Source organism: Haemophilus parainfluenzae, from assembly GCF_014931415.1.
GTDB classification, from domain to species: Bacteria; Pseudomonadota; Gammaproteobacteria; order Enterobacterales; family Pasteurellaceae; genus Haemophilus_D; species Haemophilus_D parainfluenzae_AF.
Map to the genome: position 1 here is coordinate 1,599,545 of NZ_CP063121.1, position 18,010 is coordinate 1,617,554.

The 18,010-nt window shown below is 39.8% G+C and carries 15 protein-coding genes; 1 reads left to right on the forward strand and 14 read right to left on the reverse strand.

The genetic code is table 11. The features are described 5' to 3' along the window. Window positions 1–220: 220 nt before the first annotated feature. From dapB to glnS, 14 genes are all read right to left on the reverse strand, one after another. Window positions 221–1,033 carry a 4-hydroxy-tetrahydrodipicolinate reductase gene (dapB, locus tag INP93_RS07850; RefSeq protein ID WP_197544597.1) on the reverse strand — a complete coding sequence of 271 codons (813 nt, stop codon included), beginning with the start codon at window positions 1,031–1,033 and terminating at the stop codon, window positions 221–223. 17 nt (window positions 1,034–1,050) lie between these two features. Beyond that, window positions 1,051–1,677: a LysE family transporter gene (locus tag INP93_RS07855; protein WP_197544598.1), complete on the reverse strand. Its 627-nt coding sequence runs from the start codon at window positions 1,675–1,677 to the stop codon at window positions 1,051–1,053. Further along, the gene (locus INP93_RS07860) at window positions 1,671–2,165 is read right to left on the reverse strand and encodes a phosphatidylglycerophosphatase A family protein (RefSeq protein ID WP_420026355.1); all 495 of its coding nucleotides are present in this window, start codon (window positions 2,163–2,165) and stop codon (window positions 1,671–1,673) included. Before INP93_RS07860 ends, INP93_RS07855 begins: the two co-directional genes overlap by 7 nt. Beyond that, window positions 2,165–3,145: a thiamine-phosphate kinase gene (thiL, locus tag INP93_RS07865; protein ID WP_197544599.1), complete on the reverse strand. Its 981-nt coding sequence runs from the start codon at window positions 3,143–3,145 to the stop codon at window positions 2,165–2,167. Before thiL ends, INP93_RS07860 begins: the two co-directional genes overlap by 1 nt. A gap of 57 nt (window positions 3,146–3,202) precedes the next feature. Further along, complete coding sequence (nusB, locus tag INP93_RS07870; protein ID WP_049364133.1) at window positions 3,203–3,640, reverse strand: transcription antitermination factor NusB; 438 nt, start codon at window positions 3,638–3,640, stop codon at window positions 3,203–3,205. 5 nt (window positions 3,641–3,645) lie between these two features. Continuing rightward, window positions 3,646–4,119, reverse strand: a complete 474-nt coding sequence (gene ribH / locus INP93_RS07875) for a 6,7-dimethyl-8-ribityllumazine synthase (protein ID WP_005695997.1) — start codon at window positions 4,117–4,119, stop codon at window positions 3,646–3,648. A gap of 105 nt (window positions 4,120–4,224) precedes the next feature. Continuing rightward, on the reverse strand, window positions 4,225–6,690 hold the full coding sequence (locus tag INP93_RS07880) for a glycogen/starch/alpha-glucan phosphorylase (protein ID WP_070592181.1): 2,466 nt from the start codon (window positions 6,688–6,690) through the stop codon (window positions 4,225–4,227). 115 nt (window positions 6,691–6,805) lie between these two features. Then, a complete protein-coding gene (gene glgA, locus INP93_RS07885) occupies window positions 6,806–8,245 on the reverse strand; it encodes a glycogen synthase GlgA (protein ID WP_197544600.1) in 1,440 nt (479 codons plus the stop codon). Window positions 8,246–8,335: 90 nt separating this feature from the next. Further along, on the reverse strand, window positions 8,336–9,634 hold the full coding sequence (gene glgC / locus INP93_RS07890) for a glucose-1-phosphate adenylyltransferase (protein ID WP_197544601.1): 1,299 nt from the start codon (window positions 9,632–9,634) through the stop codon (window positions 8,336–8,338). Further along, window positions 9,624–11,642: a glycogen debranching protein GlgX gene (gene glgX, locus INP93_RS07895; protein ID WP_197544602.1), complete on the reverse strand. Its 2,019-nt coding sequence runs from the start codon at window positions 11,640–11,642 to the stop codon at window positions 9,624–9,626. Before glgX ends, glgC begins: the two co-directional genes overlap by 11 nt. Before the next feature lie 17 nt (window positions 11,643–11,659). Next, window positions 11,660–13,849 (reverse strand): 1,4-alpha-glucan branching protein GlgB, encoded by a 2,190-nt coding sequence (gene glgB / locus INP93_RS07900; RefSeq protein WP_197544603.1) that lies wholly within the window; start codon window positions 13,847–13,849, stop codon window positions 11,660–11,662. A gap of 11 nt (window positions 13,850–13,860) precedes the next feature. Then, complete coding sequence (locus INP93_RS07905) at window positions 13,861–14,274, reverse strand: 4-alpha-glucanotransferase (protein WP_232087606.1); 414 nt, start codon at window positions 14,272–14,274, stop codon at window positions 13,861–13,863. A 144-nt stretch (window positions 14,275–14,418) separates the two neighbouring features. After that, a complete protein-coding gene (locus INP93_RS07910) occupies window positions 14,419–14,859 on the reverse strand; it encodes a YcgN family cysteine cluster protein (RefSeq protein WP_065244775.1) in 441 nt (146 codons plus the stop codon). Window positions 14,860–14,925: 66 nt separating this feature from the next. Further along, the gene (gene glnS / locus INP93_RS07915; RefSeq protein WP_049365844.1) at window positions 14,926–16,599 is read right to left on the reverse strand and encodes a glutamine--tRNA ligase; all 1,674 of its coding nucleotides are present in this window, start codon (window positions 16,597–16,599) and stop codon (window positions 14,926–14,928) included. A 221-nt stretch (window positions 16,600–16,820) separates the two neighbouring features. On the opposite strand from glnS, the gene INP93_RS07920 reads away from it, so the two are divergent. Beyond that, a complete protein-coding gene (locus INP93_RS07920; protein ID WP_197544604.1) occupies window positions 16,821–18,002 on the forward strand; it encodes an efflux RND transporter periplasmic adaptor subunit in 1,182 nt (393 codons plus the stop codon). The last annotated feature ends 8 nt before the right edge of the window (window positions 18,003–18,010 follow it).

Consider the following 18,010-nt stretch of genomic DNA (forward strand, 5'->3'; position numbering starts at 1 on the left):
AAACCTGTAGTTTATATTAGGTGCCTCTAAAACAATTCCACCAACTATAATCGCTATAGATATACCCAAATAAATAGCTAAAAAAGCAATAAGTAAGGAGAAAATATTCTTCATCTTTGTCCTGTCTAAATCAAAGATTCATCATACAAAAACATAACGATCCACACATAACATGTACGGATCGTTATTTAATACGTGAATTAAAAATCCTATCTACTCTTTATAAATTATTCAAATCCAACACGTCTGTCATATCAAACAATCCGTGAGATTGTTTTTCTAACCATTTACCTGCACGAACTGCACCATTGGCAAAGGTCATACGACTTGATGCTTTGTGAGCAATTTCAACGCGCTCACCGATATCAGCAAACCAGACACTATGCTCACCCACCACATCAGAGGCACGAATGGTAGAAAAACCAATTTCATCGCGTTTGCGTTCGCCTGTAATACCTTCACGACAAAATACGCCATGTGTTTTCAAATCACGACCAAGGGTTTTCGCAATGTGTTCGCCCATAGAAAGCGCCGTACCCGATGGTGCATCCACTTTGTGGCGGTGGTGTGCTTCAATGATTTCGATATCGCAATAATCGCCCATCACTTTGGCGGCTTTCTCTAATAGTTTAAATACCAGATTCACCCCTACGCTAAAGTTTGAGGCAAATACAATGGCGATTTTTTCTGATGCGGCTTGAATTGCGGCTTTGCCTGCATCATCAAAACCTGTGGTACCAATTACCATTTTTTTATTATTAGCGACACAAAATGCGATATGTTCAAGCGTGCCTTCTGGACGCGTGAAATCAATCAGCAAATCAAAGTTGTCTTTTTCTGCATTTAAATCATCTGAGACTTTAATACCTAATGAATCAATGCCCGCAAGCTCACCGGCATCTGCACCGACTAAAGAGGAACCTTTACGTTCAAAAGCTGCACCTAATTCTGCCCCTTCTATATTATGTACGGCTTGAATTAATTGACGCCCCATTCTTCCGCCAGCACCGGCGATCGCAATTTTTAATGTCATGTTTTGTCCTTTTTTAATCAAATTAAAGCGTGTCGAACGCCACTATAAATTAAATAGATTCCGAAGAAAATAAAAATCAGCCCTGCTACATTATCAATATAGCGACTATATTGGCTATAAAACTGTTTTGCAACAGAACGAGAGAAAAGCACCGAAATGATATAGAAATATAAAAAGGTTTCTACGGTAATCACGGCAAGTGCGGTCAAAATTTGTGATGTTTCGGTAATATTCACTAGAACCAATGACATCACACTGCTGAAATAAATCACAACTTTAGCATTAGATAAATTGACTAATAAGCCTTTCATAATGCTCGTTAAGGTTGATTGATTTGGCACATTTGCATTCTGCTTTTCATCAAAAACCGCATTGTTTTTTACTTTTGCCATTTTAATGCCGAGATAAACTAAATAGGCTCCACCAAGCATCATCACAATGCCTTGAAGAATTGGCATAGTGGCAAAAATAATGGCGAGCCCTAAAACAGCAGCCGTCGCCCAGATTAATACCCCAATGGTAATCCCAATCACGCCACCAATGGCTTCTCGACGAGAACTCATCGCTGAAACTCGACTGACATAGAAAAAATCAGGGCCAGGCGAAAGTAAGCCAACAAGATGAATAATCATCAAATTTAGCATGGCAAGCCTACGATACGTAATATCGCAATCACGATAACAGCATAGACTGCCGCTAAAACATCATCCACCATAATCCCAAAACCGCTTTCCAGTTTTTGGTCAAAATAACGGATGGGATAAGGTTTTAAAATATCGAAGAAACGGAAAAGTATAAAGGCAATGACAATCCAAGGTAATGATAAAGTTGGAATCGAGGCTAACACAATAAATACGCCAACAAATTCATCCCAAACAATGGAACCGTGATCATGAACGCCCATATCATCTGCGGTTTTTTGACATAGATAACAGCCAAGCGCAAAGCAAAGTGCGGTCAAAATTAAGAAGATTTTTAGTCCAAGACAAGCTAATAATGTGGAGCCTAACATCGTTCCGGCTAAACTTCCCCATGTACCCGGTGCAGGACGAATGAGTCCTGAACCAAAGCCTAATGCCAGTAAATGAACTGGATTTTTTAAGCTAACTCTATCAAGAGGTGAACTATTCATTATTTATCCTTAAAATGATCGAAACCAGAGGGCGCTTGATAATTGATGATACGTCCATCTTTAAAAAAAGTAATCGGATTGTTATTTTGCGGAACGATTTTCCCGATACAAGTACAAGGTACATTTAATAATTGGGACAACTTTTCAATCTCGGCCTTTTTATTTGCAGGAACCGTAAAGCAAAGCTCATAATCTTCCCCGCCACTTAATGCAAACGCTTCTGCCTTTTCTAAGCGATATGTTTTTTTGAGTGGAGTGGATAAAGGCAAGGTAGATAACTCAATCTCTGCAGAACATTGGCTTCTCGTTAAAATATGTCCTAAATCGGCAACAAGACCATCTGAAATATCAATGCATGAATGCGCAATTTCCCCTAAAGCTTGGCCCAATTCAACGCGTGGCGTTGGGTGAAAATGACGTTTTACTAAAAATTCAGTATCAAAATCGACCGCACTTTTACCCTGTAAGATCCAATTTAAACCCGCTGCGCTATCACCTAACGTACCCGATACATAAATTAAATCTCCAACCTTCGCCTTATGTCGGAATAAAGCCTTTCCTTTTGGTACGAAACCTTGTGCTGTAATGGTTACAGAAAGTGGGCCTTTCGTTGTATCGCCACCAATTAACGTCACATCATATTGATTTAATGTATCAAACAGACTTTGACTAAATTGGCTTAGCCAGTTTTCATCAACTTCAGGTAATGTCAGTGCAAGAGAAATCCAAGCAGGTTTCGCGCCCATAGCAGCTAAATCACTTAGATTTGTCGCGATAGCTTTATACGCTAAATCTTTTGGAGAAATGGAAGATAAAAAATGCGTTCCCTCGACCATAGTATCAGTGGTGATCGCAAGCTGATAGCCTTCTGGAATATGAGTGATCGCACAATCATCCCCAATACTGAAATCAACAAAGTGTTGATTGCCTTTTTGTATTGAGAAATATCGCCCTATAAGATCAAATTCACCCGTACTCATTTTATCTGCGCACCAAAAAACAAAGGGCAGACATTTGTCTACCCTACATTTGAATAATTATTTGCGACCTAATGCAGGAGCGACTTTATCCAATACACCGTTAATGTATTTATGGCTTTCATCTGCACCAAACACTTTCGCCACTTCAATTGCCTCGTTAATCGCCACTTTATACGGCACATCTGGCTCAAATTGAAGTTCATAAACCGCTAAACGTAAAATCGCTTTTTCAATCGGATCTAATTCATCCAATGTACGATCTAAATAATGGCTCATTGAAAAATCAACGGCTTCTACATTCGCTACAGTTTGACGGAAAAGGCGGCTAAAATAAGGTTTATCCACACCTTTTAAATCTTGATCCACCACAAAAGTGAGTTCCACTTGTTCTGGTGCGTTACCAGAGAGCGCCCAAGAATATAATGCTTGGACTGCACATTCTCTCGCTCTACGACGTGGCGATACTTTTTTTACAGGTTCTTTTTTCTCTGTCATTTGAATTATGCCGCATCAATTTGTTGTAAAAGATTTACCATTTCAAGTGCAGTTAATGCTGCTTCTGCACCTTTATTACCTGCTTTAGTACCTGCACGCTCGATAGCTTGTTCAATGTTTTCAGTTGTTAAAACACCGAATGCTACTGGAATTTCAGCTTGCATTGCTACTTGACCTAAACCGCTACTTGCTTCACCCGCTACATATTCAAAGTGAGCTGTACCACCACGGATTACCGTACCCAATGCCACGATTGCATCAAATTTTTTGCTTTCAGCTAAACGACGTGCTACTAATGGAAGTTCATAGGCACCTGGTGCACGAACGATAGTAATATTCTCATCTTTCACTTGGCCGATACGTTTTAATGCATCTACCGCACCTTCTAATAAACTTTCATTAATAAAACTGTTAAAACGGGCAATCACCACTGCGATTTTAGCATTTGGCGCAGCTACCGCACCTTCTAAAACTTTCATACTTTTTCCTAATCTGAATGAACAATAAATTTGACGGTGGATTTTAGCATAAAAAGAAACCCTGTGGAAATAATCCGACAGGGTTTTCTATGAGTGGAAAAGAACTTACTTCTCGAGTTTTAACGGTTCAATTTTCCAGATATTTTTCGCATATTCAAGAATTGTACGGTCTGATGAGAAGAAGCCCATGTTCACCATATTTTGAATGGTACTTGCTATCCATACGTCACGATCTTGATATTTTTTATCTACTGCTTTTTGCGCTTCCACATAACTGCGGAAATCAGCAAAAGATTGATAATAATCGTGGTATTGTAAACCTTGAATGAGAGAGTGATAACGGTTCGGTTCTTCCGGCGAGAAATCACCACGGATAATTTGGTCAATAACTTCACGTAATTGCTCGTCATTTTGATAATAATCAAACGGACGATAACCTTCGCGACGTAACGCTTCCACTTGTTCAACCGTATTACCAAAGATAAAGATGTGGTCTTCACCGACATTATCTAAAATCTCAACGTTCGCTCCATCAAGCGTACCCAATGTTAACGCACCATTTAAGGCAAACTTCATGTTACTGGTACCTGATGCTTCTGTTCCTGCAAGAGATATTTGCTCAGAAATATCTGCCGCTGGAATGATTAATTGTGCAAGACTTACGCTATAATTCGGGATAAATACAACTTTTAAACGACCTTTTAAGCGCTCATCGTTATTGATGACATTCGCTACATCGTTAATTAAACGAATGGTTTGTTTTGCCGCATAGTAAGCCGAAGCCGCTTTACCCGCTAAAATAAATACGCGTGGCTGCCAATCTTTTTCTGGGTGAGCCAACATTTCGTTGTAACGAGCAATAATGTGTAACACATTAAGCATTTGACGTTTGTATTCGTGAATACGTTTTACTTGTACATCAAATAAAGCATGTGGATCTAAATCGATATCAAGTGTTTTCTTCACATATTGTGCTAATTTCACTTTGTTATCGTATTTAATATCCGCAACTGCACGCTTAAATTCACCTTTATCTGCAAACGCTTTAAGTTTTTCAATTTGGCTTAAATCGCAACGCCATTCAGAACCAATATATTGATCAAATAAAGCCGCTAATTTCGGGTTTGCTACAGCAAGCCAACGACGTGGTGTCACACCGTTTGTTACGTTAGTAAAACGTTCTGGGTAGATGCGAGCAAAATCAGCAAAGGTTGATGTCACCATAAGATCTGAGTGAATTGCCGCAACACCGTTCACTTTATGCGAACCCACAACAGACAACCATCCCATGCGCACTTTACGTTGATATCCTTCTTCGATAAGTGAAACGCGACGGATAAAATCCATATCAGTCGTGACATACGTTTTCACATATTCAAGGAAATGATCATTAATTTCAAAAATCATTTGTAAGTGACGAGGTAAGATCTTCGCCATCATTTCTACCGGCCAGGTTTCTAATGCTTCTGACATTAACGTATGGCAAGTATAAGAGAAGATTCGACGAGTCACATCCCAAGCGTTTTGCCATGAGTAACCGTGTAAATCGATTAAAATACGCATCAACTCAGGAATGGCTAATGCTGGGTGGGTATCATTCAAGTGAATTGCCACTTTATCTGCAAGATTATCCAATGTACCGTGAGTTCTTAAATGGCGACGTAGAATATCTTGCAAAGATGCAGATACCAAGAAGTACTCTTGACGTAAACGTAACTCACGACCATTCCAGGTAGAATCATCTGGATAAAGTACGCGAGAAAGGTTTTGGTTAGCGGAACGCGTTGCCACCGCTGCTAAATGATCACCACGGTTAAATTCAGCTAAATCAAATAACTCTCCACCATGAGCAGACCATAAACGTAAGGTCGATGCCGAATCATTCTTATAGCCTGGGATCATTTGATCGTATGCAAGTGCGGTCACTTTTTCAGCCGGATTCCAGATACATTTTTTATCTTCAAAATAGATATGACCACCAAAATCAATACTGAAACGTTTTGATGGACGCATAAATTCCCAAGGTGCACCTTTTTCCAACCAATCATCTGGACGTTCAACCTGTTGACCATTTTCAATTTTTTGGCGGAACATACCGTATTCATAACGAATACCATAACCCATCGCAGGAATGGCTAATGTTGCCAATGAATCCATAAAGCAAGCAGCAAGGCGACCTAACCCCCCATTACCTAAACCAGGATCCACTTCTTTTTCAATAATCTCTTCTAAATTAACATTTAATTCAGCCAGGGCTTTTTCTGCCACGTCATAAACACCTTCTGCGATCATTGCATTAGAAAGTGTACGGCCGATTAAGAATTCCATAGAAAGGTAATAAACACGACGAGTTTCTTCTGCACGAGATTGACGAGCGGTGGTAATCCAGCCTTCAGTCACTAAATCACGTACCGCATGAAGGGTCGCATTTAGCCAGTCGCGTTGACTCGCCTCTTTTGGTGAACGACCAATTAAGAAAATTAATTTATAAACAATTGCTTTTTTCACGCCTTCAACATCAAGACTTGGTCGATTGTAGAGAAATGGCGAATCAAAATTGTCCATGATCATAGAAAATAAAACCTCAATAAAAAAATCGCGCAAATTTTAAGCTTTTTTACGAAAAAAACAACAAAAATTCCCCCTTCAAAGGCGATTATTTCGAAGAGGGAGTCAATCCATTGAATTATGAGTTTAAAATGCTTAAATAGAGCTGCTCATATTGAGTGGCTGCATTTTTCCAACTAAAGTCCTGTGCCATGGCATTATTACGAACCATCGCCCAAACACGTTGTTTTTGCCACAAGGCAAAGGCATGCTGGATAGCACTTCGTAAATCATCTGCTTCGGCTTTTTGGAATACAAAACCTGTTGCAGTACGCGCTTTAATGCTTTCACTTGTACTGTTCGTGACAGTATCTGCTAATCCTCCCGTTGCACGAACAAGCGGCAATGTGCCATATTGCAAACCATATAGTTGAGTTAATCCACAAGGTTCAAAGCGACTTGGTACTAAAATGACATCACCACCGGCAACCATTAAATGTGAAAGTGCTTCATCATAGCCAATTTTTACTGCAATATTTTCTGGGTAACGTTGTGCTAATTGGCAAATACCCTCTTCCAAATGTTTTGCACCAGAACCGAGAATGGTTAATTGACCACCTTGTTTAACAATTTCATCCGCTGTGGAAATCAGTAAATCTACGCCTTTTTGTTCGGTTAAGCGAGTCACCATCACAAATAAGAGTGCATCAGGTTGTTGTGGTAAATTGAAGTAAGCTTGTAAATCAGCTTTATTTTTCTTCTTGCCTGCGATGGATTTTAATTTGTAGTGATGCTGAATATACGCATCACAACTTGGATGCCAAATTTCTTGATCTACACCATTTAAAATCCCCACCAACTTACCTGCCTCACGTAAACCTGTTAGCAAGCCTTGCAAGCCATAAGCAAAATCTGGTGTCGTGATTTCTTTCGCATAAGTTGGACTCACAGCTGTCACCATATCAGAATAATAGAGACCTGCTTTCAAATATGAAATTTGGCCAAATAACTCTAAACCATCAACATGGAACATACCTTCCGGCAATCCAATTTCATGTAAATGGCGATGAGCGAATTGTCCCTGATAAGCCAAGTTATGAATCGTAAATACCGATTTTGCTGGACGGCCTTTATTGAAGAGATAAGCGGCGGCTAAGCCCGCATGCCAATCGTGGGCATGAATCACTTCAGCTCGCCACCAACTATCTAAGCCTGTCGCAAGCTCGGCTCCCACCCAGCCTAATAAAGCAAAGCGTTTATAGTTATCAGCATAATCGTTGTAATCGGTATCATGATAAGGATTCCCTTCCCGCCAATAGAGATGTGGTGCATCAATCAGATAAATCCCTACGCCATTGTATTCGCCATAACGCAATACAACATGACCAGCAAAATTATCAAATTCTGTGACGACATGCGTATTCTCAATGCCAGCTGAAATTTTTGGATAAGCCGGCAACAAAATACGTGCATCAATACCAATTTCTTTTTGTGCAAAAGGCAATGCCCCTAAAACATCGGCAAGTCCGCCAGTTTTGAGTAAGGGATACAGCTCCGAGCAAACATGTAAAACTCTCATAATTTTCCTTTTATACTTAAAATTGTGCTGTCATTGATAACAGCACAATCTTTTTACTTCACTTAAAATACTGTCAAAATTGACCGCACTTTAATCCAAATGTTCTTCGTTAGTGACTTCTTCACCTTGCAGTTTTTTCAACATTGTTGAGGTTACAAGTACGACTTTACCGGTAGAACTCACACGGAAGCGTTTACTATCAAGGGCTTTGTCCACACCGATTTCCATGCCATCTGGAATAATACAATGGCGATCAATAATACAATCTTTCAATGTACAATTTTTACCAATTTGTACTTGCGGTAACACGACACTGTGATCAACAGAAGAGCCTTCATCAATTTTGACTCTATCAAACAATACAGAATTACTAATAGATGCATCTGTAATGACACAGCCCCCACCAATAAGCGAATTATCTACCGGTTTAATATTCGGTTTTTTATAGAAAAATTTAGACGGATAAGCCTGTACTGGATTACCACGAATTGGCCAACTTTGATCGTAAAGATCTAATTGTGGATGCTCTGAAACTAAATCAATATTTGCTTGCCAGAAGCTATCGAGTGTCCCTACATCACGCCAATAAATTTCACCTTCAGTGTTACGCCCCATACAAGAACGGCTGAATGGATGCGCATAAAGCACGCCTTCTTCTAAGCATTTTGGCAAGACATCTTTACCAAAGTCATGAGATGTGCAAGGTGTGTTCACTTCTCTATCTAGCATTTTATAGAGATACTCAGCATCAAACACGTAGATCCCCATAGAGGCTAGCGACGTATCCGGTTTACCCACCATGGCAGGTGGATCTTTTGGTTTTTCAACGAAGGCTTTCACTTTAAGGTTTTCGTTTACCGCCATGACACCAAATTCACTGGCTTCAGAACGTGGTACCTCAATACAGCCTACTGTGCATTTTGCCCCACTTCTCACGTGATCCATCAACATGACACTGTAATCTTGTTTATAAATATGGTCGCCGGCAAGAATCAAAATGTATTTTGGACGATAGTGATTACGGATAATCGCCATATTTTGATACACCGCATCCGCTGTGCCACGGTACCACGTAGAATCATCAATTTGTTGACGGGCAGGTAACATATCAACGAATTCACCACGTTCTTGAGGTAAGAATGACCAACCTGTTTGTAAATGGCGTAATAAAGAGTGAGCGGCATACTGGGTCACAACCCCAATGCGATTCAGACCTGAGTTAATACAGTTGGAAAGCGCAAAATCAATAATCCGACGATTACCGCCAAAATATAACGCAGGTTTAGCACGTTTATCGGTTAATTCATGTAAACGGGAACCACGACCACCAGCCAAAATAAGCACTAAAGTATCTTTAACTAATTCATATTTATTAAGATCACTTTTCATAACAAACTCCATCGTTTTCATCATCCATATGTTCCAACACTTCAAATGCTATACCGCTCACATCACATTGTTGAATCACGCTATTTTCAGTTTCGGCAATCTTTTTCCATTTACCCTTTGGCAAATAAAAAGATTGCGGTTCAGTTTTTGCATTAATTAAGAAAAGATATTTGCCGTCCAACATGACTTGTAGGGCTTTGCTTTCCCGATTATGCCAATCGTCTAGGGTCATCGGGTTTCCCCCAGTATTCAACCACTCGACATTTTCATCCGACCACCAAGCCTCCTGTTGCAAACTTTGAATTTTTTTTCGTAATGCAATGGTTTGCTTAGTAAAGTCAAATAAGGTTTGGTTAAAATCATTCCACTTTAACCACGTAATTTCGTTATCTTGGCAATAGGCGTTATTATTGCCATATTGGGTGTTACCGAACTCATCCCCAGCAAGTAACATCGGTACACCATTTGATAATAGTAACGAGCCTAACAAGCCTTTTTCTGATAAAACACGGTTATTTTCGACCGCACTTTGCCATTCATCGGCTAAATCGAGTTGAGAACCTTCAATTCCATGATTGTAGCTATAATTTTCATTGCGTCCGTCACGGTTCTCTTCACCATTAGCTTCATTGTGTTTATGGTTATAGCTCACTAAATCTCGCAACGTAAAACCATCATGAGCAGTAATAAAGTTCAAGCTACCATGCGGTAATCTTCCTTCTCGTTTAAAAATATCGCTAGAGCCAGCAAAACGTTCTGCAAAAGCCCCCACTTCACCACTTTGCCATAACCAAAAACGGCACATATCATCACGGAAACGATCATTCCATTGAGAAAAATAGGCTGGGAAATAACCAACTTGGTAACCGTAATGGCCTATATCCCAAGGTTCTGCGATTAATTTAATTTGTTGTAGAACATCATCCTGTTCCATTTCCGCAAATAATTTTGCATTTGGATTGAAATCAGGCGTTTCACGACCAAGTACCGTGGCTAAATCAAAACGGAAACCATCCACATGACATTCTGTTACCCAGTAACGTAAACAATCTAATACCCATTTGCGAGTGACGTCGTTAGCAAGATTGAGCATATTGCCGCACCCCGTCCAGTTGAGGTAATCACCATGCTCGTTTTGCCAGTAATAGGTTTTGTCATCAATACCACGCTGGCAAAATGTTGGAAATGATTTTTCGGATTCAGCCGTATGGTTAAACACCACATCTAAAATCACTTCGATACCAACTTGATGCAAGGCTTTCACCATGCTTTTAAATTCGTTCAATGGTTGTGTTTGATCCGCCGCATAACTTGGCTCTAAAGCAAACATAGCTAATGGGTTATAGCCCCAATAATTGCGTAATCCTTTTTCTTGTAAATGTGGTTCATCAATGAAGAAATTCACTGGGAGCAATTCAAGGCTGGTAATACCCAATGATTTAAAGTACGCAATATTTTCAGGATGTGCTAAAGCTGCATAAGTGCCCCGGATATTTTCTGGAATACGGGAATTTAATTGGCTAAATCCTTTAACATTTAATTCATACACAATGGTTTTAGCCCAAGGAATAGATGGCTTGCAATCCCCAGACCAATCAAAATGCTCATCCACAATACGACCTTTAGGTGCAACGGCGGCATTATCTCGTTCATCATTTAACAAGAAAATTGAACGAGATTCTGGTGAGCTTAAATCCGGTTTATGGCTTACTGCTTTCGCATAAGGATCAAGCATTAACTTTTGTGGATTGGCTAAAGTGCGGTCATTTTTGCCTGTGATTCTGAACGCATACTCATCATTTAACTCAACGCCTTCAATTGCCACATGCCAAATATCATCAGTTCTGCTCATGGCAAAACGGCTTTCTTTGCCCTCACGGAACAAGCAAAGTTCAACACCATCCGCCGCACTAGAAAACAGCGCAAAATTCGAAATTTTTAGGCCGTTTTCCAGCGTTTGCGAATATCCGATTGGGGAAGGTTTACCATTGTTATAAATATTAAACATTGTGCCCTTCACTATTGTTATGCTTTATACTTCAAATAGATCGTTGCGAGTGGCGGAATGGTCACGCTAATCGAATTATCTCGTCCGTGACTTGCGATCGCTTCGCTTTCTACCAAGCCAAAATTACCCACGTTTGAACCTTGATAATACATTGAGTCAGTATTCAAAATTTCTTCGTATTCACCCGCTACATTTACACCGATACGGTAGCCTTCGCGTGGCACAGGTGTGAAGTTACTGATCACAATAATGCGTTCGCCATTACTGCTTTTACGTTCAAAAGCAAAGACTGAATTTTCTGCATCATCTACCACTAACCAATCAAAGCCTTCCGGTTCACCGTCTAATTCAAAGAGCGGTGCATTTTTTTGATAAATTCCATTCAAATCTTTGACTAATTGCAATACGCCTTTATGCCATAAGCCACCATGGTTTTCGTCAAGTAAGAACCAATCCAAACTTTCTTCATAATTCCATTCGCGACCTTGAGCAAATTCATTGCCCATGAATAATAATTTCTTGCCTGGATAACCCCACATATAACCGTAGTAAGCACGCAAGTTAGCGAATTTTTGCCATGCATCGCCTGGCATTTTGCCGAGTAACGAACATTTGCCGTGTACGACTTCATCATGAGAAAGCGGTAATACAAAGTTTTCGCTGTATTGATAAATCATCCCGAAGGTCATTTTGTCGTGATGATAACGACGATAAACGGGATCGAGTTTCATATAACTTAGGGTGTCATTCATCCAGCCCATGTTCCATTTGAAATTAAATCCAAGACCACCGTTTTCTGTCGGATGGGTTACGCCACCGAAAGAAGTGGATTCTTCCGCAATCGAAATCGCGCCAGACACTTCAGAATGGATTTTCCAGTTGGTATGTTTTAAGAATTCAATGGCTTCTAAGTTTTCACGACCGCCATATTGATTCGGAATCCATTCGCCTTCAGCTCGGCTATAATCGCGATAAATCATTGATGCGACCGCATCTACACGGATACCATCAACACCAAATCGTTCAAGCCAATACAGTGCATTACTGGATAAGAAGTTTCTTACTTCATTACGACCATAGTTATAAATTAAGGTATTCCAGTCTTGATGATAGCCTTCACGTGGGTCAGCATGTTCATATAAGGCTGTACCATCAAATGCCACTAAACCGTGTGTATCACTAGGGAAATGCCCCGGTACCCAGTCTAAAATCACATTAATACCTGCTTTGTGCGCTTTTTCGACTAAGCCTTTAAAGCCTTCTGGTGTACCAAAACGACTCGTTGGAGAATACAAACCAATCGGTTGATATCCCCAAGATCCATCGAATGGGAATTCGGAAATTGGTAAAAACTCAATATGGGTAAAGCCCATATGTTTTACATAAGGAATAAGCTCATCGGCAATTTGGTCGTAATCAAGCCAGAAATTATTCTCTAAATTACGACGCCATGAGCCCAAATGTACTTCGTAAATCGAGATAGGTTGATTACGTTGATTCGCTTTACGACGTTGCTCCGTCATTTCGACTACATCCGGCAACATACTAATTTCTGATGCAGTATCTGGGCGCAATTCCGATCTGAATGCATAAGGGTCAGCTTTTAAACGAAGGTTGCCGTTGCAATCAATCAATTCAAATTTATAGCGTTGCCCCAGACTAGCTTTTGGCAAGAATAATTCCCATACCCCACTTGCCGGATGGAAACGCATTGGATGACGACGACCGTCCCAATAATTAAAATCACCTACCAACGAAACGCGCTTAGCATTTGGCGCCCATACACGGAAATTTACGCCCGGTACACTGTCACATTCAGTAAAATGCGCACCTAATACTTCATAAGGACGCAATAACGAACCTTCCGCCAATAGCCATTGATCCAAGTCATTAATCATCGGATGGAAACGGTACGGATCTTCAATAATTTGAGCTTCTACGCCCCAATACACTTTTAATTGGTAGGTAAAGAAATGGTGAATCTCTGGCACAATAGCAGCAAAAAATCCGCGGTCATCCAGTTTTTCTAGTTCAACAACGATGGATTGACTTTCTTTGTCAATCACTTCGACTTTATCTGCATCGGGTAATAAAGCACGAATCTCAATACCATTGTGAGTTTCATGCATGCCTAATACAGCAAAAGGATCGACATGTTTGCCATCAAAAAATGAATTAATTACTGATTGAGCGACTAATTTCGTCATGACATACTCCTTTATGCTTTGCAAGCTTGATTATTTACAACCGATTGTATTTTCTCGTTTTTTGAGCGGCAAAAAGCATTAAACGATAATAGATAAAAGGCAAAGCAGGCAATGAATGAAAGTGCGGTTGAATATGGAATTGTTTTTTCAAACTGAATTTGGTTTTGCTCGTCGAGCAATTGATAACGCAAAGAAGCATCAGGAGGAGAAGAAAACGCGATTAAATCATCATGAATGGGTTCATTTTCAAAGGCACATATGACATTTTGGAACGGCTGATTTTGTCCAATATTTGGCGGAAATTGCAACTGCTCGATAAAATAATCAATACTGGTTGGCGATGCATCAATCAAATGCCCATCAATATCATAATGGGAAAACGAAATGCCAAGTTTTTCAGCAGATTGTTTAAGTGATAAGGACATTTGCATACAACGAATGATACATCTATATAATACTTATTAAGTATTATAAGTAAGCACAATTGAAATACAATTGCCAATCTTGCAAATTGTGACCTAAATCAAAAAACAAAGTTTAAAGAGAATAAAAAAACAGCGAAATTTAAATTATTCAGTTTCAATGACAAATTCAAACCAATCAATGACATCTTCTTCATGTACGCCATCTTGAATTAAAACACCTGCATTTTTCACTGAATTAGGATCGCCGCTGATTAAAGGATGCCATTTGGGCAAAGATTTCCCCTCATACAATAAACGATATGCACAGGTATTCGGCAACCACCCAAAATCAGGCAAATTCTTTTTGGTTAATTTGGTGCAATCACTTTCAATTTTAAAACGTTCAGGATAATTACGACACTTCCCTGTTTCCACATCTAATAGATTGCAAGCAATTCGCGTATAGTAGAGTTTTTCACGCTTGCCTCGTCCTTGAATATATTTACGATAACAGCATTTCCCGCAGCCATCACATAAGGCTTCCCATTCGGATTCCGTCATTTCAAGGAGCGATTTTTTTTGCCAAAAATGAGATTCAAATTGCATAGTGAAACCAATAAAAAAGTGCGGTCAAAATTTACGTGATTTTTGACCGCACTTTGTTGTTTAGAATTAGAAGCCTTCTTTTAAGCTTACGGTTAAGTTAAACACTAAGTGTTCTGGGCGGCTATCTTTGTTATCCGCACAGAAATAACCTTCGCGCTCAAATTGATAACCTTTTTCAGGTTCTGCATTTGCAAGGCTTTGTTCTACAAAACCGTGTTTCACCACTAAAGAGGTTGGATTTAACACGCTTTCGATTTCTTCTGCTGCACCTGGGTTTGGTACGGTGAAAAGACGCTCATATAAACGGAACTCAGCCGGATGATTATGCACTGCAGATACCCAGTGAATTACCCCTTTCACTTTGCGACCATCCGCTGGATTTTTACCTAAGGTTTCAGGATCGTAAGTACAGAAAATCGTGGTAATTTCACCATTTGCATCTTTTTCTACACGTTCAGCTTTAATCACATAAGCATTACGCAAACGCACTTCTTTACCTAATACTAAGCGTTTATATTGTTTATTTGCTTCTTCACGGAAGTCTGCGCGATCAATATAAAGCTCTTTCGTAAATGGTAATTGACGCTCACCTAATTCTGGACGATTTGGGTGATTTGGTGCCGTTAAGGTTTCTTCGCCTTCAAAGTTTTCGATCACTACGCGAACAGGATCAATCACCGCCATTGCGCGTGGTGCGTTTTCGTTTAAATCTTCACGAATGCAGGCTTCAAGTGCAGAATACTCTACAACGTTATCTTGTTTAGTCACACCGATACGACGGCAGAACTCACGTAATGAAGCCGGTGTATAACCGCGACGACGTAAACCTGAAATGGTTGGCATACGCGGATCGTTCCAACCATCTACAATGCCATCATTCACTAATTTCAATAATTTACGTTTAGATGTTAATGTACCTTCTAAATTCAAACGTGAAAATTCATATTGATGCGGTAATGGACGTTCAATACTAATATTTTCTAACACCCAGTCATATAAACGACGGTTGTCTTGGAATTCTAATGTACATAGAGAGTGTGTAATACGCTCAATCGCATCAGAGATACAGTGAGTGAAATCGTACATTGGGTAAATGCACCATTTGTCACCGGTTTGGTGATGGCTCGCAAATTTAATACGATAAAGCACGGGATCACGCATGACCATAAATGGTGAGGCCATGTCGATTTTCGCACGAAGACTTAATGTCCCTTCCGCAAACTCACCGTTTTTCATTCTTTCGAATAACGCGAGGTTTTCTTCAACACTACGATCACGGTATGGACTGTTTTTACCTGGCTCAGTTAATGTACCGCGATATTCACGCATTTCATCTGGAGAAAGTTCATCCACATACGCTAGCCCCTTTTCGATTAACTCAATCGCATAGCCATAAAGTGCATCGAAGTAATCAGACGCATAACGCGGTTCGCCTTCCCATTTAAAGCCTAACCATTCCACATCGGCTTTAATGGAATCCACATATTCCACGTCTTCTTTTACTGGGTTGGTATCGTCAAAACGTAGGTTACATAAACCGTTATATTCTTTTGCCAAGCCGAAGTTTAAGCAAATCGATTTTGCGTGGCCAATATGCAAATAGCCATTTGGCTCAGGTGGGAAACGAGTATGAACACTTTTGTGTTTACCCGAAGCTAAATCTTCATCAATAATTTGAGTAATGAAATTGTGTGTGCGGGTATTTTCCGCATTTTCTAGAGTGTGTTCTGTATTGCTCATAAATTTCTCAATAAATTGAAAACAATTTCCCCATTCTATACGAAAAGTCTGGCGTTGTGAATTTGATCACAAAACTAACCGCACTTTCATTAAATTAAGACTGAATTTTTTAGGATTTTTAGGTCTAACTTGAAGATTTTTCGTGCAAACTGAAAAGTTTACCTTTAGAATACCTCTTTACTGAACAAACGTTCATTTTTATTTAGGATAACAAAGTCTTTATGAAAAAACGCTTTTTTATTTTACTTGGATTAGCCGTTGCTGCTGGCGCAGCTTATTATTTTTTCTCAAGCAATAACAAACAAGAAACCACCTATCTGACGGAATCCGTTACCCGTGGCGATGTGGAAAAAACAGTTGTCGCCTCTGGTTCAGTTGAAAGCGTGAATGAAGTCGATGTCGGTGCCCAAGCTTCGGGTAAAATTACCAAACTCTATGTCAAATTAGGGCAAGAAATCAAAAAAGGCGAAATGATCGCAGACATTGATTCCACAACCCAAATTAATACCTTAAATACCCAAAAGGCCGCATTAGTTAGCTACCAAGCTCAATTAAAAGCGAAGAAAACCGCTTATGATGTTGCCCTTTCAAGTTATAACCGCTTATCAAAACTTTATTCGCAAAAAGCGACGTCTTTAGATAGTGTAAATACCGCAAAAAGCACCCTTGATAATGCGAAAGCTGAAATGGAAGCCATTGAAGCTAATATCAAACAAGCTGAAATTGAAGTGAATACCGCAGAAACCAATGTGGGTTACACCAAAATCACCGCACCAATGGACGGTACTGTCATTTCTGTGCCCGTTTCTGAAGGTCAAACCGTTAATGCCAACCAAACGACTCCAACGATTGTAACTATTGCTGATTTAAGCAAAATGAAAATTAAGCCTGAAATTTCAGAGGGCGATATTACTAAAGTTAAGGCAGGCCAAGAAGTCAGCTTTACTATTTTATCAGATAGCCAAACCGTGTATCACTCCGTCATTGATTCTGTTGATCCAGCCAATACTACGACAAGTGATAGCTCTTCAACATCATCTTCGACAAGTTCAAGTAGCAGCTCCACAACCAGTGCGATTTACTATTATGCCAATGTACTGATTGATAATCCTGATCGAATTTTACGCATCGGAATGACGACAGAAAACAACATCAAAATTGCCAATGCAAAAGATGTGTTATTGGTTTCCAATATGGCTATTCAAAAACGTGATGGCAAAAGCTTTGTCAATGTATTGAATGACAAAAATCAGCCTGAACAGCGTGAAGTTGAAACCGGTGTACAAAATGATTTCCAAACTGAAATCAAATCTGGTTTAAACGAAGGTGAAAAAGTTATCGTGTCACAAGTGGCCAATGGTGAAAAAGTAGGCTCTATGCCTCGTGGTCCAAGAATGTTCTAAAAGTGCGG